This window comes from Deltaproteobacteria bacterium GWC2_55_46 (assembly GCA_001595385.3).
Lineage (GTDB): Bacteria > Desulfobacterota > GWC2-55-46 > GWC2-55-46 > GWC2-55-46 > UBA5799.
The window spans coordinates 1441698-1461261 of sequence record LVEI03000001.1; the positions used below are offsets into that span (position 1 = coordinate 1441698).

A 19564-nucleotide genomic window follows, 5' to 3' on the forward strand; every position below is an offset into this window, starting at 1 on the left:
CGTGGTTCTTCCTTCCCGGGCAATTTAAAGACCTACTTCCTGAGCTGCGGGAACAATATGACGTCCCTGATCGACGGGGAATCGGTAAGGAGCATCACGAGCCTGTCTATGCCGATGCCCTCTCCGGCGGTCGGGGGCATGCCGTACTCGAGGGCGCGTACAAAGTCATCGTCCATCTCATGGGCCTCGGCGTCCCCGGCGGCCTTCTCCTTGAGCTGAGCCACGAACCTCTCACGCTGGTCGATGGGGTCATTGAGCTCTGAGAAGGCGTTGGCTATTTCTCTACCCGCCACCATCAGCTCGAACCTATCAACGATAGCCGGGTCTTTCGAGTTCTTCCTCGAAAGGGGGGAAACGTCGAGCGGGTACAGGGTGATGAAGGTGGGCTGGATGAACCTGGGCTCCGCAACCTCTTCGAATATCTCGGTCAGCACTTTGCCGTGGCTCAGCCCTTCGGGGATAGAAAGGCCTATCTTCTTCGAGAACTGTACCGCCTTATCCTTGTCGGCGAATATATCAACCGTTGCGTCCGAGTACTTGAGTATCGCCTCCCTGACAGATATCCTCGTCCATGGCGGGGTGAAGTCCAGTTCAGTGCCCTGATAGGTCACCTTCATAGAGCCGGTTATCTCGAGGGCCAGAGAGCTTATCATATCTTCGGTCAGGTCCATCAGGTCCTCGAACGTAGAGTACGCGAGGTAGAACTCGAGCATCGTGAACTCGGGGTTGTGCTGGGTTGAGATGCCCTCGTTCCTGAAGTTCCTGTTTATCTCGAATACGCGCTCAAGGCCCGCGACGATGAGCCTTTTGAGGTAAAGCTCAGGGGCTATCCTCATGAAAAGCTCCATCTGGAGGGCGTTATGATATGTCTTGAAGGGCCTTGCCGTCGCCCCGCCTGGAATGGGCTGGAGCATGGGGGTCTCTACCTCCATGAACTCCTTTTTGGTAAGGAAGTCCCTTATCCCCTTTATTATCCGCGACCTCTTTACGAATACCTCTTTGACCTCCGGGTTGACCATGAGATCGAGGTATCTCTGCCTGTACCTGGCCTCGACATCCGTCAGGCCGTGCCACTTCTCAGGCAATGGATGAAGGCCCTTGGCAAGGAGGCGCAGTCCCGCAGCCTCTATCGTAAGCTCACCCGTCTTTGTCCTGAAAAGGGAGCCTTCCACCCCGACGATGTCTCCCATGTCGCAGAGCCTGAAGAGGTTATACCCTTCCTCGCCGAGGAGGTCTTTTTTCATGTAGGCCTGTATGCGCCCGGTCCTGTCCTGGATGTGGACGAAGGAGGCCTTGCCAAAGTCCCTCTTGCCCATGATGCGCCCGGCCACAGAGACCTTTGAGCCCTTTCCGGCCTCAAGCGCCGCCGCGTCAAGGGGGCCGAACTCGGCAATGATGGCCTCCGCCGTCGTGCCTGGCTTAAAGTCATTGGGGTAGGGGTCTACCCCGGCCTCTTTTAACGCGCCGAGCTTGGCGAGGCGCTGCTGAAATTCCATGCTCCTGTCTTCCACTTGACCCTACCTCTGAGAAAAATATTTTAACGCCCCAAAAAAGGCATAAGTTGACACGCTTTTCCATGAAAAAAGCCTGAAAAGAGCAATGTTAAAAGTTATCTTATTTGGGGGAGTGAGTCAAGGAAAAACCGCGGATTTTCAGGGGGTTTAAGGGGTACAGAGGAGGCGCGCCGACGAAAAGGAGGTCGGGTTTTCTAATGACCGAGGGCCTCACCTTTTTTCTCTTGCCGCACAAGCTCCGCCACGTTTTTGTTTACGGCCTTCCCGTCCATTATGTTCGCCCCTCTGTTAAGCGGGGCGGAAACCTTAAGCGCCCCGTCTATGCCGAGGTTGGCGAGCGTCAGCACGTACGGAAGGGTGGCGTTCGTGAGGGCAAAGGTCGATGTCCGCGGCACGTTGCCCGGCATGTTGGCAACGCCATAATGTATGACACCCTCTTCGACGTAGACAGGGTCTGTGTGGGTCGTGGGCCTGATGCTCTCTACACAGCCGCCCTGGTCTACGGATACGTCCACTATGCAAGAGCCTTTTTTCATGAGAGGGAGCATCTTTCTTGTTACAAGCCTCGGCGTCCTCGCACCAGGTATATGTACCGCGCCTATAAGGAGGTCGCATTCCCTTACACTCGCCTCGATATTGTGGGCGTTTGAGAAAAGGGTCTGTATCTTCGAGCCGAAGAGGTCGTCAAGGTGTCTGAGCCTTGCCGCGTTTGTATCGAGCATGGTCACGCGCGCGCCGAGGCCGACCGCTATCCTGGCGGCGTTCATCCCCACGACGCCGGCCCCGATTATGAGGATATTGCCGGCCTCTACCCCGGGAACGCCGCTTAAGAGCACGCCCCTGCCGCCATGCGACTTCATGAGATAATGGGCGCCGGCCATGACAGAGAGCCTCCCGGCGACCTCGCTCATCGGGGCAAGGAGCGGCAAGGTACCGTCTTCGAGTGCGACGGTCTCGTAGGCTATCGCCGCGACCCCCTTTTTCATAAGCTCTTCGGCAAGCCTCAAGTCGGCGGCGAGATGGAAGAACGTGAATATGGCCTGACCTTGCCTCAGAAACCCGAACTCTTCGGGCCTCGGCTCTTTTACCTTTACGATGAGGGCGGCCCTTGAGTAGACCTCCCCAGGGGAGCGGAGCACCTCTGCCCCGGCCTTCAGGTATTCCTCGTCCGCAATCGAGCTCCCGTGCCCTGCTCCGGCCTCTACCAGCACCGTATGGCCGGCATCTTTCAAGGCCCGCACGCCGGAAGGCACGATGCCGACCCGGAACTCGTTGTCCTTAATCTCTTTTGGTACGCCTACGATCATCAGATTTTTCAATTTTTCAGCAGGTTGGTTAAGCCACAGACGAGGCTATCAGTTTCGCGCGTTGCAGTCAAGTACGCCTCAGGCCAGTTTTTCCTTCGCGTCCCTCATGAGGGGGAGGACGGTATGGTTGAGATAATAGAGGTCCGCCTCAAGGGTCTTTATCTCGTCGTCACGGAGCGTAAAAGGAGTTATGGGGGTATCGCGAAGGAACCCGTTCCTGAATATATCGCTATTTTTCCTCACAAACCCCGCGGGGATCTCATTGGGCGCGCTCACGTTGTTCATGATAGCCCAGGCAAGGGCCCAGCTCCTTGCAACGTTGCTTAAATCGTATCCGCCGCCACCGAGGGCGACCCAGGGCAGCCTGAAGGAAAGGATGCGCTCAACCACCTTCTCAAAGCTGTTTGTCGTGAGGCTCAGGTGCGTGATTGGGTCTGTCTCGAACGAATCGACCCCGAGCTGGGTTACGATAATATCGGGCTGGTACTCTTCCATGAACGGAGGGACGGCCTCTTCGAAGACCTTGAGGAAAAGCTCGTCCCCTGTCGAAGGGGGCAGCGGCATATTGACAGAAAAGCCCCTGCCCGAGTTTATGCCTATGTCTGTCACGAACCCCGTGCCGGGGAAGAGCCACTGCCCGCTTTCATGGATGGAAATGGTAAGCACCCTGTTCGTGTCGTAGAAGGCGAACTCGACCCCGTCCCCGTGATGGGCGTCTATGTCTATGTAGGCGACCCTCTTGCCGAGGTTCACGAGGTGCTTTATAGCGACCGCCGCGTCGTTTATGTAGCAGAAGCCTGAGGCCCGCCCCGGCATGGCGTGGTGGAGGCCGCCGGAGATGTTGAAGGCGATATCGGCCTTGCCATCCGCCACAAGCTCAGCCGCCATGACAGAGGCCCCGGCGCACAGGGCCGACCACTCGTAGACGCCGTTGAAGACCGGGTTGTCGGCGTTCCCCAGGCCGTACATGCTGCCGCCCACCGGGATTATGCCGGTGTTGGCCTCTTTTAAGACCCTTACGTACTCCGGGGTATGGAACAAAAGCAGCTCTGATTCCGTGGCGGCCCTTGCCTCTATTATCCTTGACGACGGCAACACGGCAAGGCCGAGCGCATCGATAAGCTCATAGGTGAGCCGGAGCCTTGCCGGCCTCATAGGGTGGTCTATGCCGTAGTAGTAGCCGCCGAACCTGTCGGAGTAGACGAAGGCCGTCTTTGGCTTCCTGGTCTTCCTGGCAGTCTTACTCATACCTCAAGGCCTCTATAGGGTCCATGAGCGACGCCTTGCGTGCGGGGTATATGCCGAAGAGCACCCCCACAAGCGCCGAGAAAAAAAAGCCGAGCCCGATGGACCACATGGTCAGGACGGTCTCCCACTGGCCGAAGCTCGAGATGAACGTGGCAATCGCCGCTCCGGCGGCTATGCCTGCCGCGCCGCCTGTTATTGTTATCACGAGCGCCTCTATGAGGAACTGCCTCATTATGTCCTTCCTCCTCGCGCCAACGGCCATCCGTATGCCTATCTCCCTGGTGCGCTCCGTTACCGATACGAGCATTATGTTCATGACCCCGATGCCCCCGACAAGGAGCGATACCGCGGCTATCCCGGAAAGGAGCGCCGTAAAGGTGCTGGATGTCTCCTGCATGGTCTTGAGCATCTCGGTAAAGTCCCTGATGGTGAAATCCGATTCAGCGCCCTCCGCAATCCTGTGCCGCTGCCTCAAAAGCCGCTCAACGCCTTCTTTTACGGCCGGGATAAGGGCAGGGTCCTCGACCTGGATATTTATGTCGTTTATATGCTCCTGATAAAAAAGCCTCCTCTTGGAAGTGGAGATCGGGATGAAGACCTGGTCGTCCGGGTCAGAGAAGGTGCTCTGCCCTTTGGCGGCCATTATCGCGATGACCTTGAAGGTCTGCCCCTGTATCTTTATCTCCTCGCCCAGGGCAGGGCTTTCCCCGAAAAGCTCATGTCTCACGGTATTGCCGATGGCGGCAACCCGCTTTACGAGCTTAATATCAGTGTCGTCGAAAAAACGCCCTTCCGCAACTTGAAAATTATTTATGTCGATATATTCGGGTGTTGTGCCGGTAAGCATGGTGGTGGCGTTCTTGTTGCCGAACTTTACCTGCCCGGAGCGCGCCACCCCCGGCGCGAGCTTTCTTATGCCCGGCACCTCCCTCTTTATTGCCTCGGCATCCCCGATGGTGAGCGTTTCGACGTTACTGGTCCTTACATGTCCGAGCATCGCCGCGCCAGGGCGCACGCGCAGGAGGTTGGTGCCGAACCTTGAGATAGACTCCATCACCTGCCGCTTCGCCCCCTCTCCGATGGAGAGCATGGCGATTATGGAGGCGACACCTATGATGATGCCAAGCATGGTAAGGGAGGTCCTCATCTTGTTGGCGAGGATGCCCCTGAAGGCCGTGCGTATTACCTGTAAAAAGAGCATGGATGAGCCTGTTCTCTCTTTGTATGAATCAATGAAAGCCCCCCGCACCCCCAGGGGAGAGGAGTAGGGTGCAAGCCCGGACGCTTGCGATCAAGGTCCCTTGCCGGACAGGTTCAAACAAAGGCTACAGCACCTTGCCGTCCCTTATCGTGATCACCCTTTGCGCGTGTGCGGCTATCTCGTTTTCATGGGTGACCATCACGATGGTCGTCCCCTTATCGTGCAGTTCCTTGAATATCCCCATCACCTCGGCCCCGTTGCGGCTGTCGAGGTTTCCGGTAGGCTCGTCGGCGAGTATGATCTGCGGGTCCATGACTATGGCCCGCGCTATGGCGACCCGCTGCCTCTCTCCGCCGGAGAGCTCATTGGGCTTGTGGCCCATCCTTTTTTCAAGCCCCAGCTCCTTCAAGGCCCTGGAGGCGTGGGCGCCGGGCTCTGTAACACCCGCGTAGAAAAGCGGCAGCTCTACGTTTTCGAGGGCGGTGTGCCTGGAAAGGAGGTTAAAGCTCTGGAAGACGAAGCCGATGTTCCTGTTCCGCACAGCGGCCAGGCCGTCATCGTCCATCTCCTCGACCCTGATGCCGTTGAGGGCGTACTCGCCGCCAGTGGGCCTGTCAAGGCAGCCTATGATGTTCATGAGGGTGGACTTTCCGCTGCCAGAGGGGCCCATTACGGCAACGAACTCGCCCTTTGATATCCTGAGGTCAACGGAGGAGAGGGCCTCAATGTACTCGCCGCCAAGGCGGTATCTTTTGGTTATCCCGCTAAGCTCTATCATCTTGCCCGTTTAAAAGAAGAGCCTTCTCTTCCCGTTCTCTTTTTTATTCTCTGAATTTACCGGAGAGGTGACCACCTCGGCGCCTTCCGCGACCCCGCCCTTTATTTCAGTGGCAACGCCGTCGGTGTCGCCTGTCTCGGCTTCCACGAACTCGGGCTCTCCGCCTTTAACAACATATACACCGGTCTTCGCCCCTTTGGTCTTGACCGCCTCCCTCGGCACAAGGAGAGCGTCCTTCCTTACGCTCGTCACAATGCTCACGTCCGCTGTCATGCCGGGCCTTAAAAGCGATTTTTCCCTGTCAATGACCCTTACGACGACATCGAAGACCGTGACGGTCATCTCTGTCCTGCCCTTCGGCGCTACCCGCTCTACCACGCCTGCGAACTCCTTTTCCGGAAGGGAGTCTACCTTTATAACGGTTTGCTGACCGGGCCTTATCCTCGCTATGTCCACCTCATCTATGTTAGCCGTGACGAAGATGTTATCGAGGTTCGCCATGCTGAATATCTGAGTCCCCTCGGAGGCCGAGGAGAGGGTGGAAGATATCACCTGCCCCCTGTCCACGAACTTCTTTAATACGGTACCAGCGAAGGGCGCCTTTATCTTCGTGTCAGCAAGACGTTCTCTCGCCTCTTTCAAGGCCTCTTTTGTCTGCATGAGCTCGGCCTCGGAGAGCTTTACGTCAGACCCGGCCTTCAAAAAGCCTATCTCGGCATCATCGAGCTCCTGCCTTGATATGATGCCCTCCTCAAAAAGCCTCCTCTGCCTCTGAAGCCTTACGTCCGCGTCCTTCCGGGATATCCCGGCCTTCTCAAGCCTCGCCTCCGACATCAGGAGGGCCGCCTCGGCCTGCTTTGCCCTGGCCTCCTCTGTCTGCGGGTCGAGGCGCACTACGACGTCGCCCTTTTTAACGAGGTCGCCTTCGTTGAAAGGGAAGTCGATTATCTCTCCCCCGGCCTTGCTCTTGACGACGACCTCGACCTCCGGGTTTACAGTCCCGTTGGCCATGGCCTCCATCTTCAAGGTGCCTATGGCGACCTTCGCCGTCTTAAGCGGCTCAGTGTCCTTCTCCTTGTCTCCGCCGCTCAAGGCGAATAGAGCCGCGGCGGATATTGCCGCAACCGCGGCTATTATAGCGTACCACTTTTTAGTCATCTCACCTCTGAAGCGCTTTTGATGTTTATCCCCAGCTCCTCAAGGAGTGTGCCTTTTTCCCTGTAGAATCTAAGGAGCACCTTATTATAGTCCGAGACCGCCGCCAGCCTCTTGAGCCGGGATTGCAGGAGGTCGTCCTGGATCCTCAGCACGTTAAAGGTAGTCGACCTGCCGGCCTCGAGCTTTTTTTCCTCTGCAGAGAGGGTCTCTTCCGCGAGCCTTACAGCCTCCCCCGCGGCTTCCAGCCTCTTTGCATCCGTCGCTATTTCCTTCAAGGCCTCGTCGAGCTTGAGTATCATCCCCTGCTCAATGCGTTTGAGCCGTATCTTCGATTGTAACGCCTGAAGCCTTGCAGCCTCAAGCTCTCCGCGAGCGCCCCGTGAGCCAAGCGGATATCTGAAGAGGAGGCCAAGCCTCCATTCCGGGTTGTCATCAAGGTTGCTGAAGGAATCTGAAAATGAATCACCGAGTCCGTTGTAGCCGTAGCTCGCCTCGAGGTCTACCTCAGGGTAGGTCTGGTTTTCCGTGTACCTTATCTCTATGTTGTTCCTCTCAAGGACGCTCTTCGCTTCAAGGTACTCAGGCCTTGCCTCTATCGCGGAATTGACGGCTTCCCTGAGGCTGCCTCCGGCTGGCCGAAGAGTTCCATCGCCCACAGGCACGATCTCTTTTCCGCTTATGGCGTAAGCGTCTTTTGAGAGGAGCTCTTTAAGCGCCCTTTCACCGGACTGGACCGCCTTTTCCGCAACGAGCACGTCTTCCTTTCTCGACGCGGCGGCAGATTCGGCCTGCACCAGCTCAAGGCGGGATATCGCCCCTGCCTCGAGCTTTTTCCTGTTCACGTACAGGAGCACCTCCGCGAGCTTTAGAGATTCTACCCTCGCGGCAAGAGCGCTCCGCGCCTCCATGAGGGCCCACCATGCCTCCCCGTACCCTGAGACGGCGTCAAGGATGGCGCGCCCAAGCTCGTGCCCGGATATCTCTCTGTCCTTTCGCGCAAGCGTCACCTCCAGGAGGCTGGCCTCGCCGAACCCCCTCAGAAGAGGCTGCGTTATCGATACGCCGGAGAAGGACTCGTACTGGAACTCGAAGTCGTTGAAGGTATCGGCCGTCCAGCTGCTGTTCGTCTTGAGGGTATACTCCGTGCCGAAATACGTCTTCCCTGTCAGGCCCGCTTCAAGGCCGTATGACTCCGACTCAACGGAGCTTAAGCCGCCGGCGGCGACACTTGAGCGCGCGCTCAAAGGGGTCGATCTGTCCTGCCTCGAGAAAGAGCCGAAGACCTCCATATCAAAGCCGCCGATGGCGCTTAGGACGCGAGCGTCGGCTATCCTGGGCTCTATCCTCTGCACGCTCAGGTCGAGGTTGTTCTCAAGGAGCATCTCGATCCCCTGGGAGAAGGAGAGCTCAAGGCGCTCTGCCGCTTGCGCGCCGCATGATGAGGCGAAAACGAAAACGGCCGGAAGTATGAGTGTAAGGAGCTTACGCATTAGAAGAAAACGAAAGAGGGTCAAGATGGCCCCATAATGGCCGGACAGAGATTGAACGCACTAACAGGATGTTGAAAAAGTCCATCCGGGACTTTTTCAACTACGATTTGGCCTGAGTGAATCAGTCCAAATCTTACAGATTGCCCGGCTTTTCAAGTCTCGCAATCTGGCAATCCGTCCATGGATTGCTTTAGCAGGCTGTTTTTCAACAGCCTGCTAAAGAGGTATCAGCCCTTTTTATCTTTCCTGTCGGCTGTCCTGGCAGGCTCGCGCAAGAGCACCTTCCTCGGCCTAATCCCGACCGAGTGGTCCTTGGGCGCGGCTATCTTCCTTAAAACATCAAGGCGCCCCTGCTTCTTGAGTCTATTGTAGATGCTCACCCAGGCGCACTCTCTGTCAAGGTATACTTCGCACATGCCGTCGGCCACGCCGCCGCACGGGCCGTTCAGGAGCCCCTTGGGACATTCGGTATGCGGGCATATGGCGCCGGTCTCCGCAAGGACGCACTCGCCGCAAAGGGCGCATCCCTCGAAGAACCTGCCGAAGCGCTCGACGGTTGCGAGAAAGGTCGAATCGAGGGCCGGGAGCACAGGCTGGGTCTCGTCGGCCACGTCAGCGATCGTCCTTACGCCAGCGCCGCAGGCGAGCACAAGGACGGCTTCCGCCTTTTTCGCGGCCTCGTCCTCCCTGTACGTCTTGAGCACCAGCTGCCTGTAGCATGTCTCCGCTGGAATAGAGCTTCCGAGGACCTTAAAGCCCCTCTCCTCGAGGGCACGGGTCATCTCCGTAACCTCTTTTTTACCGCCTGTGGCGCACTGCTCGGCGCATGAGTCACAGCCAAAGAGGTAAACGCTCTTCTTTCCATTTAAAGAGGCGGCTACAGCCTCTATGTCCTTCTTTTTAGTGATTATCATTTTTAGGATATGAGCGGGCTTAAAGGCCTGTCAGGCGCGTTTCGCCGCTTCAACGGTGTTTTTAAGGAGCATGGCTATGGTCATGGGCCCCACGCCGCCTGGCACGGGGGTTATGAAGGCCGCGTGTTCGGAAGCACCCTCAAAGTCCACGTCGCCCACCAGCCTCCCTTCGCTCGTGCGGTTTATGCCCACGTCTATCACTATAGCGCCCTTTTTTATCCAGTCTCCCTTTACGAACTCGGCCCTGCCGACGGCGGCCACAACGACGTCAGCAGCCCTTACCCTCTCGGGCAGCCCCTTTGTCTTTGAATGGCAGACGGTCACGGTCGCGTTCCTCTTGAGGAGCATCATCGCCATGGGTTTGCCCACTATGTTGCTCCTGCCAACGACAACGGCCTCCTTGCCGGAGAGGTCTACCCCGGTAGAGTCTATGAGCCTCATCACGCCAAAGGGCGTGCAGGGCTGAAGTACCGGGTTTCCTATCATGAGGCGGCCCATATTATAAGGGTGGAAGCCGTCCACGTCCTTCATGGGGGATATCTCTTCGAGTATCGCCTCTTCGTCGATATGCTTTGGCAACGGGAGCTGGACAAGTATGCCGTGGACCTCTTTCGAGGCGTTAAGTTCACGTATGAGATCAAGTAGTTCCGCCTGTGTCGTGCTCTCAGGGAGCTTGTGATGGGTGGACCTTATGCCCACCTCTTCGCAGGCCTTGATCTTGTTCCTGACATATACGACAGATGCCGGGTTCTCTCCGACCAGGACGACCGTAAGCCCGGGGGTTGTGCCGGTCTTTTCCTTCAGTCTCTGTATCTCGGTCTTTAGCTCGCCCCTTACCTGGGCGGCTATCTCCTTGCCGTCGATTATCTTCGCGCTCTTCACGTTTTCCATAGGATTTCAGGTGGTTTTTTAAGGAAGTATACTTTAACAGGGCCGGTTTTGCAAAGCATATTTGGGGAAAAGGGTCATATACCCGGCGCCTGTCCGTTCCGGGGATGTTTTGTTCCAAACACTTGACAGGATGTAACGGCAATGCTTTATTATCAGAGGCGGAAGGTTTTGAATTCGTTTTTCTTTTTCTATCTGGTGTACAAGGGAAAGGAGGGATAATGGGTTTTTGGGACCGTATGAACGACGAGCTTAAACGGGCCATGGAAGAGAGCTGGTCCGCGGTAAAAGAGAGCGCCAGGATCGGCAAGCTGCGCCTGCGCGTACACAACCTCCATAAGGACGCGGAGAGGCGCTTCAAGGAAATAGGCGGGATAGTCTATGAATCGGCCAAGCTCCCCTGGGAAAACCCCCTCCAGAAGCCTGAGGTACAGAAGGCCATAGAGGAGATAAAGAAGATAGAGGCGGAAACTGAGGCCATCGAGGATGAGATAAAGAAACTAAAGCACAAAGAGGCCTCTGAAAAGAAGTAACTCGCCCGGACAGTCCTTCAATAAGCATTTTTTTAAATGGACTTATTTCATGCCTGTAAAGAGCTGAGATGGAGAACATACCCCTTCTAAGGGACATAGTCATACTGATGGCGGTCTCGGTGCCGCTAAGCATGCTCCTCACCAGGTTCGGGCTGCCTACCGTGGTCGGCTTTCTTCTGACCGGCGTAATAATCGGCCCTTACGGCTTCGCGCTTGTCAGGGACACGCACACCGTAGAGCTCCTTGCCCAGATAGGCGTAGTCCTCCTTCTTTTCACCATCGGATTAGAGTTCTCGATAGCAAAGCTCCTCAACATAAGGCGCGAAGGCATAATGGGCGGCGGCTTCCAGGTGGGGCTCACCGTCATATTGGTCATGGCGATATCCCTTATCCTCGGCCAGAATTTATCCGTGGCCCTGCTCCTGGGCTTTATCATCTCCCTTTCGTCAACCGCGATAGTCCTGAAATTATTGGCAGACAAGGGAGAGGTCAACACCCCGCAGGGGAACTTCTCGGTGGGCGTGCTCCTATTCCAGGACCTTGCAGTGGTCCTGATGGTCATGGTGCTCCAGTCGATAGGGATAGACGACGGGGCCTCTCCCTTCGATATCACAAAGAAACTGGGTCTTTCCTTCGCGGCCTTCGCGATAATAGTCGCCGCGGTAGTCTGGTTCATTCCAAGGCTCTTTGACCAGGTCGTGAAGCTCAGGAACAGGGAGGTATTCATCCTCACCATCGTCCTTGTCTGCCTCGGCACCGCCTGGTTTACCTCCCTTTTCGGACTCTCCCTTGCCCTCGGGGCCTTCATCGCCGGATTGGCCATCTCAGAGTCCGAGTACTCCAACCAGATAGTCGCCGAGGTCATCCCGTTCAGGGATACCTTCTCAAGCCTCTTTTTCATGTCCATCGGCATGCTCCTCGACCTGAGCTATTTCTACGGACAGATAGGGTGGGTTGCGCTGCTGGTAGTGGCGATAATAGCCGTCAAGGCCCTTATAGTAGTCGGGGTGGGGCAGATCATGAAGTACCCCCTGAGGCTTTCGGTCATCGTCGGCTTGAACCTCGCCCAGATAGGCGAGTTCTCCTTCATCCTCATGAATATGGGGCAGGATTATAACCTTTTAAACCACGGGCTCTACCAGTCGCTCCTGGCGGCCTCTATAATAAGCATGGCGCTTACGCCGTTCATCTACCAGAGGTCGGCGGGGCTGGCGTATGATATCGGCAGGCGCATCGGCAAGGGCGGGGGGCGCGAGGGGCAAACCAAAAGCCACATGTCCAACCATGTGATAATCATCGGCTACGGCCTGAATGGGCGAAACCTCGCCAGGGTCTTGAAGGAAACCGGCATACACCATGTGATAATGGAGATGAACATGGAGAGGGTGAAGGCGGCCAAGGCAGAGGGGCACGCCGCCTATTTCGGAGACGCGAGCCACCCTGAGGTCTTCAAAAGGCTCGGCGTTGACAAGGCCAAGATGGTCGTTACCGCCATATCAGACCCCATAAGCACGAGGGTCATCGTGAAGACCGCGCGCGAGATGAACCCGGCTGTATCGGTGCTTGTGCGTACGAGATATATAAAAGAGGTAGAAGAGCTGTACAGGCTCGGCGCCAACCAGGTGATACCGGAGGAGTTCGAGACGTCGGTAGAGATATTCGCGAGGGTCCTGAAGGACTACAGGATACCCACGAACATCATACAGAACCAGATAGACCTCATCAGGGAGGAGGGCTACGCGATGCTTCGAAACCCGTCCCTTATGAGCGACAAGCTCTCGCGCCTTTCCGCTATCCTTGAGAAGACCGTGATGGACACCTATTATGTGGACGCGGCCTGCTCGGTAGCCGGTCTTACCATAAAGGAGCTCGATCTACGGAAGAGCACCGGGGCCTCCATCATCGCAATATCCCGCGGCGCCGGGGCAAATACCAACCCTGCGCCGGATTTCAGGATAGAGGCTGGCGACATCCTCGTCATACTCGGTAGCCACGCCCAGCTCGCCGGGGCCTTCAAGATGCTAAAAGACAGGTGCCCGCTGCCGGAAGGAAGGGACTGAGCCGGTTCATGTGTTGGCTCAAGCCAGATAAAAAAAACCCCCTCCAACACTGGAGGGGGTTTTTTAATCTCATCTGATAATCTCTATTATCTCTCGTTGGGGAGTTTATATCCCGCGCCAGCGAACTGGATATTAGCCGGGTCGTCGCACCTCGGGGGAGAAACCGCGTGCACCCCGCCGCACTTGGGGCATTTTCCAACGAAGGTCTTCAACACGAAGGCCTCTCCGCAGCCCTGGCACTTGGCATTAAGCCCGCCGTCCGGGATAGGCGCGTTCCTCACTCCGCCGCCGTGGGCGTTATAGACGAACTCCACAAGCTCCAACCCTTCTGAAAACGGTCCGCCACCGGCAGGCCCGCAGCTTCCGCAACCTTCACCCATAAAACCTCCTGAAAAAAGCTAAAGAATTTCTATAAGGATACTATATCGCGCGGAAATCTTCAATTAAAATCATGCCCGCGCGAGCTGCCATTCACCCATTATCATTATTACATATAGTCTCTGTAATTATACCCTTTAAAAATCTTATACTCCTGAGACATGGGAAAAAAGCAACCAGCCGATGAGAGATGTATTGCCCTTGGTCAGACCATAAAGAGACTAAGGGAGCAGAAGGGGCACACGCAAGAAGCCCTTGCTGAGAAGGCTGATATACACACCAGCTACATCGGCCAGATAGAACGGGGCATACGGTATCCGTCGCTTAAAATTCTTTTCAAGATAGCAGATGCCCTCAATTCAAAAATTTCAGACCTTTTTAAAGGGATTTAGAAGAACAGATGTCCAAAAGCAGAGCAACTAAAAAGAGTACGCCCAAAAGGGCAAAAAATGAAGTCGTTTATGTAACTCCAGAAGGCAGTATAGAGCTTTTCAATTTTGAAGAGACAAGTGCCTATGGGGAAAAGCCCTATTCCGTATATTTCAACGATGATAAGCATCATGTAAGGCTTTTGCAGGGCAATTGTATCGAGGTGCTTAATCGCGCTCGTGAAAACAGTGTTGATATGATCTTTGCCGACCCACCATATTTTCTGTCGAACGGTGGAATTACCTGCCACGCAGGAAAAATGGTTTCGGTAAATAAGGGCAAATGGGATCAGTCTAAGGGAATAAAGGAGAACCACCAGTTTAACCTTGAATGGCTCGCGGCCTGCCAGCGCGTTCTAAAGCCGAATGGTACTATTTGGGTTTCTGGAACAACGCACATCATCTATTCCATCGGCTTCGCGATGCAGGAGCTTGGCTTCAAGATCCTGAACGATATTGTCTGGTATAAAAGGAATGCGCCGCCTAACCTGTCCTGTCGATATTTTACTCACTCAACGGAAATCGTCTTGTGGGCCGTCAAAAATGCCAAAGGGAAGCATTGCTTCAATTATCAGTTAATGAAGAAGATTAATGTCGGCAAGCAAATGCGGAATGTCTGGGAAATATCCGCACCGCTTGCGGCAGAAAAGAAATTTGGCAAACACCCGACCCAAAAGCCGACTGATTTATTAAAAAGAATCATTCTTGCTTCCACACTGGAAGGCGACCTTGTACTTGATCCTTTTTGCGGAAGCTCGACCACTGGAGTCGCGTCAGCTTTATTGAATAGAAAATATGTTGGCATTGACCTCGAGGAAGAATACTTAAGTCTTTCAAAAAAACGCCTTGAGCAAGCTATCAGAGGACAAAATCTAACATTCTGTTGCGGGGACGAGGCATTATGAAGACCGGCGGCACAGGCGGATGCAACACAATTACAGGCTTATGTTTTGAGAAGAAAGTTGATTTTCAAGAGCTTCTGAAGGCGATTCCCGGATATGCGTTGAAAAAAGTACCACATAAGGCCGGCTTGGGAGTGTTTTTTGAGAATAATCTCGTCGCAAGGTGTTTCAGGAAACATGATTTTTATAAATTCCTGACTGGAGAGGGCATAAATTGGAAGCATATGCTCTCAAAGCAATTATTGCCAGATGATGCCCTTCTCGTAATTGTACGAGAAACCTTGTTCATTATTGAAGTCAAATATCAACAGGTTGCAGGCTCAGTTGACGAAAAATTGCAAACGTGCGATTTTAAACGCAAACAATATTTAAAATTGGTTGCCCCACTCGGCCTAAAAGTTGAATATGTTTATGTGCTGTGTGATTGGTTTAAAAAACCAGCGTATAAGGATGTGTTGGCGTATATCCATAGCGTCAATTGCCATTACAAATTCAATGAACTCCCTTTGTCATGGTTAGGACTACCGACAACACCAACTCTTTCCTAACCCGTTAAACCTTCTCGTACGGATCCCAAAGCTTTTTAAACTCATCGAGGGCAAACCTGTCGGTCATGCCCGCGATGTAATCGCAGATGACCCTTTCCTTGCCGATCCTCTCTATCTCCATGCAGGTCTTTGGCGGCAGGAGCTTGGGCTCCCTCATATAGACCATAAAGAGGTTACGGAGGATCCTCCGTGCCTTGTCGGCCATCCGTATGACCCTGTGGTGGGTATAGAGGTTCGCCTTGAGGAACCTCTTAAGCTCCCTGTTCTTCGCCTCCATGCCGAGGCTAAAGCGGGCGATCGTCTTCCTCGCGCGCACGTCTTCGAGCGAACCTATCCCTTCTTCCTCTATCGTCCTCGTGATGCTCTCCACCAGGTCTGTTACCTGCGCGTTTATTATCTTTATGATCGTCTGAGAGGTGAGCACCTTGAAGGGTTCCTTCGGGAACTGCCTTTTCACCTCGCTCAGGTGCTCCTGCCAGATGGCGACCTCGCCGAGCGTTTCCGGCTCTATCATCTCGGATGATAGGCCGTCGTCTATGTCGTGGTTGTTGTAGGCTATCTCGTCGGCTATATCGACTATCTGCGCCTCAAGGCAGGGGGACTTGCCCTTTTCATACTCTGAGTTTACTCCGGGGCGGTCGTGCTCTGAAGAGTGTTTTACAATTCCTTCCCTCACCTCAAAGGTAAGGTTAAGGCCGCTGAAGGCCGGGTACTTCTTCTCAAGCTCCTGGACGATGCGTAGGCTCTGGGCGTTGTGCTCGAAGCCGCCGTGCCCTTCCATCAGGCTGTTAAGGGCGTCCTCGCCCGTATGCCCGAAGGGCGGATGCCCCAGGTCGTGGGCCAGGGCTATCGCCTCGGCGAGGTCTTCGTTCAAGCCGAGGGCGCGGGCGATCGTCCTCGATATCTGAGCGACTTCGATGGTATGGGTCAGCCTGGTCCTGTAGTGATCGCCCTCGTGGTAGACGAATACCTGGGTCTTGTACTCAAGCCGCCTGAAGGCGTGGCAGTGGATTATCCTGTCCCTGTCCCTCTGAAAAGGTGTCCTGAAAGGGTGCTCTGCTTCAGGGTATTTTCTGCCCCTTGAAGCGCCGCTCTTGGCCGCGTAAGGGGCCAGACGCTGTGATTCCAATTCCAGATAGTTCGGTGTCTTAGGCATTGACAATTCCCCGGATGGTAATAAAATCTAAATTATGAGAGCCCTCATCATTGCCCTCGCATCGTTTCTGCTCGCAGGGTGCTCGGTCATCCCGAAGAGCGTGCTGAAAGAGGTAGACCGCGACATCACGATAGACATGGTGCAGGCCCACCCTGAGCGGTACGCCGGGGCAAAGGTCCTGTGGGGCGGCATCATCCTTAACTCTGAGAACCTTGAAGAGGTAACAGAGATAGAGATACTTGAGACCGAGCTCGCCTTTGACGAACGCCCTGAGGACGGCTCTTCAAAGGGCAGGTTCGTACTCCAGTCCCCAGGCTATCTCGACACCAACATATTCTCCAAGAACAAGAGGATAACGGTAGCCGGTACCGTAAAGAGCATCGAGCGCAGGAAGATAGGAAAGATGGACTATCCCTATCCCATCATCACGCCTATCGAGATCCGCACCTTTGAGCCGTTGAGCGAATATTACGAACCCAACTATTACGGCCCTTACGGGCCATATGGCCCCTATCCTTATGGGCCCTATGGACCATCATACCCGTATGGCCCGAACTACCCGTTTGGCCCATACAGGAACCCTCTATACCCCTATCCTTATCCCTTCCCGTGACGTTCTTTGCCGCTGGCCCCAAAAGGTAAGAGGCCTGGCAAGGCGGGCACTACTTCGAGCACCCGTCCTTCAGGTTCTTCAGATAGTCCATGTACTCGTCGTAGTGATCGTCCATGAACTCAAAGACGTTTTTCCCCTCTGTGTCGATGCTCTTTTTGGTCTTTAAAAATTCCTTGAAGGTCATCCTTTCAGGTCCTTTCGTCTTCTGTAGGGTATCGGGTCCGCAACACCTGCCTCGCTGAAGCCGCGCAGGCGCAGAAGGCAGGAGTCGCACTCCCCGCAGGCCTCGTCTTCTTCCTTGTAGCACGACCAGGTAAGGTGCATGGGCGCGCCAAGGCTCAGCCCCTTTTTCACTATATCAGATTTTCTCAAGTTTATAAGCGGGGTCACTATCCTTATCCCGGTCTCCGGCTTCGTGCCGAGGTTGGCGGTCTGCTCGAAAGAATCGAAGAACCTTCTTGTGCAGTCCGGGTACCCGGAGCTATCCTCCTCGACAGCCCCTATGTATATTTCGCTCGCGCCTATGACCTCTGCCCACGAGACCGCTATCGAAAGGAGGTGAGCGTTCCTGAATGGGACATAGGTCACCGGAACGTCCGTTCTTTTGAGGTCGCCCTGGGGCACATCGATATTCCTGTCCGTGAGGGCCGAGCCGCCGATGAGCTTAAGATGGCTTATGTCTACCACGAGGCGCTCCTTTACCCCGTAGAACCTGGCTATATCGTTAAAAGCCCTGAGCTCCCTTCCTTCGGTGCGCTGGCCGTAGTTCACATGCAGGACGGCGCATTCGCCAAGTGAGGCGGCAACCGCCGCGGTAACCGCGCTGTCCATCCCGCCGCTTAATAGCACAACCGCTTTTGCCATTAGGGAATTAAAGCATAAGGCGGAAAAAGGTCAACCGAAAATTGAGCGAAAGACCGCCTTCGACCTTTCCGGCAAGGGCTCCTCTGCCTTTGCCCTGGCGTGCGCCTCTTTTATCTCTTCGAAAACGGCCTTCTGCCTGATATATATCTCCCAGTCTGCGTCAGAGGCGCCTGGGGCCGCCTGCCTCGATAAAAGGCGCTCTTTAATGGTCGAATTTAAAGCAGTACACTCTACTACCCGGAACTGCGCATGCATACGTTCGGCTGTCTGCTTCGCCTTCAAGACAAACGCCCTTCTCCCGAATGTAGCGTCAAGGACTACGGAGCGCCCCTCGCTTAAAAATCGCGCGCCCCGCCTTATAAGCTCCCCGTAAGTCCGTTCCGTGAACCCTTCAGAATAGATCCCAAAGCCAAAGGGCTCGGGCCATCTCTCATCCATAGGGAGCCCGGCAAGCTCCTTTCTTATCCTGTCAGAGGAGAGATGTACAAAGCCTGTGTGCTTCGATATCTCAGCGGCAAGGGTCGATTTGCCCGTGCCAGACGGGCCTGCGACGGCTATGAGCATGGGACCAAAGCCGCCCGAGGCATAAAGCCCTGAAAGATAGAAGTGGTAGGCTGACCTTAAAAAGGCGCTATCCCTTTCGCCATCGTCCACCTCCGGCTCAAGGCTCTTGAAGCCTTCGACCTTGCCCCTTACGTACGCCCGGTAGCACCTGTAAAAGTCCATAAGCCGCCTGCCTTCGTAGTCGCCGGTCTTCTCGAAGTAAGCGCTGTCGAGGGTTCTACCAAGGCCGTGCCTGTTATGAAAGTCGAGGTCCATTGAAAGAAAGGCTATGTCCGCTATAACGTCCGAGTACCTGAAGCGCTCGTTGAACTCTATGCAGTCGATTATCTGTATGCCGTCCTCCACAAAGACATGCTCTGAGTGCATGTCGCCGTGGCAATCCCTTATAAAGCCCTCCCTTACCCGCCTTTCAAGCATGGGGGAGTTGCCGGAGATGAAACCCTCTGTAAACTCCCTTATCCTGCCGTAAAGGGCGGCGCTCAGGCCCTTTCCCACAAACGCGGTCGTCTGCTCGAAGTTCTCTTCCGTGTTCTTCCGTATGCTCTCAAGAGAGCCGAAGCGCGAGATATAAGGGGTTGAATCGGCCTTCAAATGGAATGCGGCGGCCGCCGCCGCGACCCTTCTTATATCCTCGACAGTTGCCTCCCCCTCGTCGAGCATGCGGCCAAGCATCTTTTTTTCCTGAAGCCTCCTCATCTTTACGGCGTACTCTACAGGCTCGCCATCGCCTCCCATGAAGGGGCTGCCATGCCGCTCGGTTATGCCGATTACGTCGAGATAGGTATCCGGCGCGAGCCTCCTGTTGAGGCGCGCCTCCTCATCGCAGAAAAAACGCCGCCTTTCAAGGGTGGTGAAGTCAAGGAAGCCGAAATCCACGTGCTTTTTTATCTTGTAGACAAACTCTGGTGTGAAGATAAGGTACGAGATGTGGGTCTGGCGCAGCTCGAGTTCGGTGGGGCGCTCAGGAAAGGCTTCCGGGGTGAGGAGCGCCCTTACCAGCCTGGCAGTTCCATCCACGCT

Annotated in this window: 19 protein-coding genes; 6 read left to right on the forward strand and 13 right to left on the reverse strand. The window is 55.1% G+C overall.

What is annotated here, in order from left to right; genetic code table 11:
• Positions 1 to 32: 32 nt before the first annotated feature.
• The 9 genes from A2V21_306785 to A2V21_306825 all read right to left on the reverse strand — a co-directional run bounded on the left by A2V21_306785 (position 33) and on the right by A2V21_306825 (position 10501).
• Positions 33 to 1511, reverse strand: coding sequence for a lysine--tRNA ligase (locus A2V21_306785; GenBank protein OIJ73993.1), 1479 nt, complete (start codon positions 1509 to 1511; stop codon positions 33 to 35).
• Positions 1512 to 1708: 197 nt separating this feature from the next.
• Positions 1709 to 2821 (reverse strand): alanine dehydrogenase, encoded by a 1113-nt coding sequence (locus A2V21_306790; GenBank protein ID OIJ73994.1) that lies wholly within the window; start codon positions 2819 to 2821, stop codon positions 1709 to 1711.
• A gap of 78 nt (positions 2822 to 2899) precedes the next feature.
• Entirely contained in the window at positions 2900 to 3988 is a 1089-nt protein-coding gene (locus A2V21_306795; protein ID OIJ75092.1) for a hypothetical protein, read from the reverse strand.
• Positions 3989 to 4061: 73 nt separating this feature from the next.
• Positions 4062 to 5270, reverse strand: a complete 1209-nt coding sequence (locus A2V21_306800) for a hypothetical protein (protein ID OIJ73995.1) — start codon at positions 5268 to 5270, stop codon at positions 4062 to 4064.
• Positions 5271 to 5394: 124 nt separating this feature from the next.
• On the reverse strand, positions 5395 to 6048 hold the full coding sequence (locus A2V21_306805; protein OIJ73996.1) for a macrolide ABC transporter ATP-binding protein: 654 nt from the start codon (positions 6046 to 6048) through the stop codon (positions 5395 to 5397).
• Between the two features lie 9 nt (positions 6049 to 6057).
• The gene (locus A2V21_306810; protein ID OIJ73997.1) at positions 6058 to 7206 is read right to left on the reverse strand and encodes a hypothetical protein; all 1149 of its coding nucleotides are present in this window, start codon (positions 7204 to 7206) and stop codon (positions 6058 to 6060) included.
• A complete protein-coding gene (locus A2V21_306815; GenBank protein OIJ73998.1) occupies positions 7203 to 8696 on the reverse strand; it encodes a hypothetical protein in 1494 nt (497 codons plus the stop codon). The genes A2V21_306810 and A2V21_306815 overlap by 4 nt, the downstream gene beginning before the upstream one ends.
• Before the next feature lie 227 nt (positions 8697 to 8923).
• On the reverse strand, positions 8924 to 9610 hold the full coding sequence (locus tag A2V21_306820) for a hypothetical protein (GenBank protein OIJ73999.1): 687 nt from the start codon (positions 9608 to 9610) through the stop codon (positions 8924 to 8926).
• A gap of 30 nt (positions 9611 to 9640) precedes the next feature.
• Positions 9641 to 10501 (reverse strand): bifunctional methylenetetrahydrofolate dehydrogenase/methenyltetrahydrofolate cyclohydrolase, encoded by an 861-nt coding sequence (locus A2V21_306825; protein ID OIJ74000.1) that lies wholly within the window; start codon positions 10499 to 10501, stop codon positions 9641 to 9643.
• Between the two features lie 236 nt (positions 10502 to 10737).
• Between A2V21_306825 and A2V21_306830 the strand changes: the two genes are divergently transcribed.
• Positions 10738 to 11031, forward strand: coding sequence for a hypothetical protein (locus tag A2V21_306830; protein ID OIJ74001.1), 294 nt, complete (start codon positions 10738 to 10740; stop codon positions 11029 to 11031).
• A 68-nt stretch (positions 11032 to 11099) separates the two neighbouring features.
• A complete protein-coding gene (locus A2V21_306835) occupies positions 11100 to 13091 on the forward strand; it encodes a hypothetical protein (protein OIJ74002.1) in 1992 nt (663 codons plus the stop codon).
• 86 nt (positions 13092 to 13177) lie between these two features.
• Here A2V21_306835 and A2V21_306840 read toward each other — a convergent pair whose 3' ends face one another.
• A complete protein-coding gene (locus A2V21_306840) occupies positions 13178 to 13471 on the reverse strand; it encodes a hypothetical protein (GenBank protein ID OIJ74003.1) in 294 nt (97 codons plus the stop codon).
• Between the two features lie 159 nt (positions 13472 to 13630).
• Here A2V21_306840 and A2V21_306845 point away from each other — a divergent pair, with 159 nt between their 5' ends.
• The 3 genes from A2V21_306845 to A2V21_306855 all read left to right on the forward strand — a co-directional run bounded on the left by A2V21_306845 (position 13631) and on the right by A2V21_306855 (position 15347).
• Positions 13631 to 13861, forward strand: coding sequence for a hypothetical protein (locus A2V21_306845; protein ID OIJ74004.1), 231 nt, complete (start codon positions 13631 to 13633; stop codon positions 13859 to 13861).
• 89 nt (positions 13862 to 13950) lie between these two features.
• Positions 13951 to 14802: a DNA methyltransferase gene (locus A2V21_306850; GenBank protein ID OIJ75093.1), complete on the forward strand. Its 852-nt coding sequence runs from the start codon at positions 13951 to 13953 to the stop codon at positions 14800 to 14802.
• Complete coding sequence (locus tag A2V21_306855) at positions 14799 to 15347, forward strand: hypothetical protein (GenBank protein ID OIJ74005.1); 549 nt, start codon at positions 14799 to 14801, stop codon at positions 15345 to 15347. Before A2V21_306850 ends, A2V21_306855 begins: the two co-directional genes overlap by 4 nt.
• Before the next feature lie 4 nt (positions 15348 to 15351).
• Here A2V21_306855 and A2V21_306860 read toward each other — a convergent pair whose 3' ends face one another.
• A complete protein-coding gene (locus tag A2V21_306860; GenBank protein ID OIJ74006.1) occupies positions 15352 to 16503 on the reverse strand; it encodes a deoxyguanosinetriphosphate triphosphohydrolase in 1152 nt (383 codons plus the stop codon).
• 34 nt (positions 16504 to 16537) lie between these two features.
• Between A2V21_306860 and A2V21_306865 the strand changes: the two genes are divergently transcribed.
• A complete protein-coding gene (locus tag A2V21_306865) occupies positions 16538 to 17116 on the forward strand; it encodes a hypothetical protein (GenBank protein ID OIJ74007.1) in 579 nt (192 codons plus the stop codon).
• A gap of 180 nt (positions 17117 to 17296) precedes the next feature.
• Here the strand turns inward: A2V21_306865 and A2V21_306870 are convergent, their stop codons facing one another.
• Positions 17297 to 17980 (reverse strand): 7-cyano-7-deazaguanine synthase QueC, encoded by a 684-nt coding sequence (locus A2V21_306870; GenBank protein OIJ74008.1) that lies wholly within the window; start codon positions 17978 to 17980, stop codon positions 17297 to 17299.
• 30 nt (positions 17981 to 18010) lie between these two features.
• Positions 18011 to 19561: a hypothetical protein gene (locus tag A2V21_306875; GenBank protein ID OIJ74009.1), complete on the reverse strand. Its 1551-nt coding sequence runs from the start codon at positions 19559 to 19561 to the stop codon at positions 18011 to 18013.
• Between the last annotated feature and the right edge of the window lie 3 nt (positions 19562 to 19564).

Coding starts and splice junctions, on each gene's coding strand:
- A2V21_306790 (OIJ73994.1), bottom strand. CDS start 2,821: ATGATCGTAGGCGTACCAAAAGAGATTAAGGACAACGAGTTCCGGGTC.
- A2V21_306805 (OIJ73996.1), bottom strand. CDS start 6,048: ATGATAGAGCTTAGCGGGATAACCAAAAGATACCGCCTTGGCGGCGAG.
- A2V21_306845 (OIJ74004.1), top strand. CDS start 13,631: ATGGGAAAAAAGCAACCAGCCGATGAGAGATGTATTGCCCTTGGTCAG.
- A2V21_306865 (OIJ74007.1), top strand. CDS start 16,538: ATGAGAGCCCTCATCATTGCCCTCGCATCGTTTCTGCTCGCAGGGTGC.
- A2V21_306830 (OIJ74001.1), top strand. CDS start 10,738: ATGAACGACGAGCTTAAACGGGCCATGGAAGAGAGCTGGTCCGCGGTA.
- A2V21_306870 (OIJ74008.1), bottom strand. CDS start 17,980: ATGGCAAAAGCGGTTGTGCTATTAAGCGGCGGGATGGACAGCGCGGTT.
- A2V21_306835 (OIJ74002.1), top strand. CDS start 11,100: ATGGAGAACATACCCCTTCTAAGGGACATAGTCATACTGATGGCGGTC.
- A2V21_306820 (OIJ73999.1), bottom strand. CDS start 9,610: ATGATAATCACTAAAAAGAAGGACATAGAGGCTGTAGCCGCCTCTTTA.
- A2V21_306815 (OIJ73998.1), bottom strand. CDS start 8,696: ATGCGTAAGCTCCTTACACTCATACTTCCGGCCGTTTTCGTTTTCGCC.
- A2V21_306825 (OIJ74000.1), bottom strand. CDS start 10,501: ATGGAAAACGTGAAGAGCGCGAAGATAATCGACGGCAAGGAGATAGCC.
- A2V21_306810 (OIJ73997.1), bottom strand. CDS start 7,206: ATGACTAAAAAGTGGTACGCTATAATAGCCGCGGTTGCGGCAATATCC.
- A2V21_306800 (OIJ73995.1), bottom strand. CDS start 5,270: ATGCTCTTTTTACAGGTAATACGCACGGCCTTCAGGGGCATCCTCGCC.
- A2V21_306840 (OIJ74003.1), bottom strand. CDS start 13,471: ATGGGTGAAGGTTGCGGAAGCTGCGGGCCTGCCGGTGGCGGACCGTTT.
- A2V21_306855 (OIJ74005.1), top strand. CDS start 14,799: ATGAAGACCGGCGGCACAGGCGGATGCAACACAATTACAGGCTTATGT.
- A2V21_306860 (OIJ74006.1), bottom strand. CDS start 16,503: ATGCCTAAGACACCGAACTATCTGGAATTGGAATCACAGCGTCTGGCC.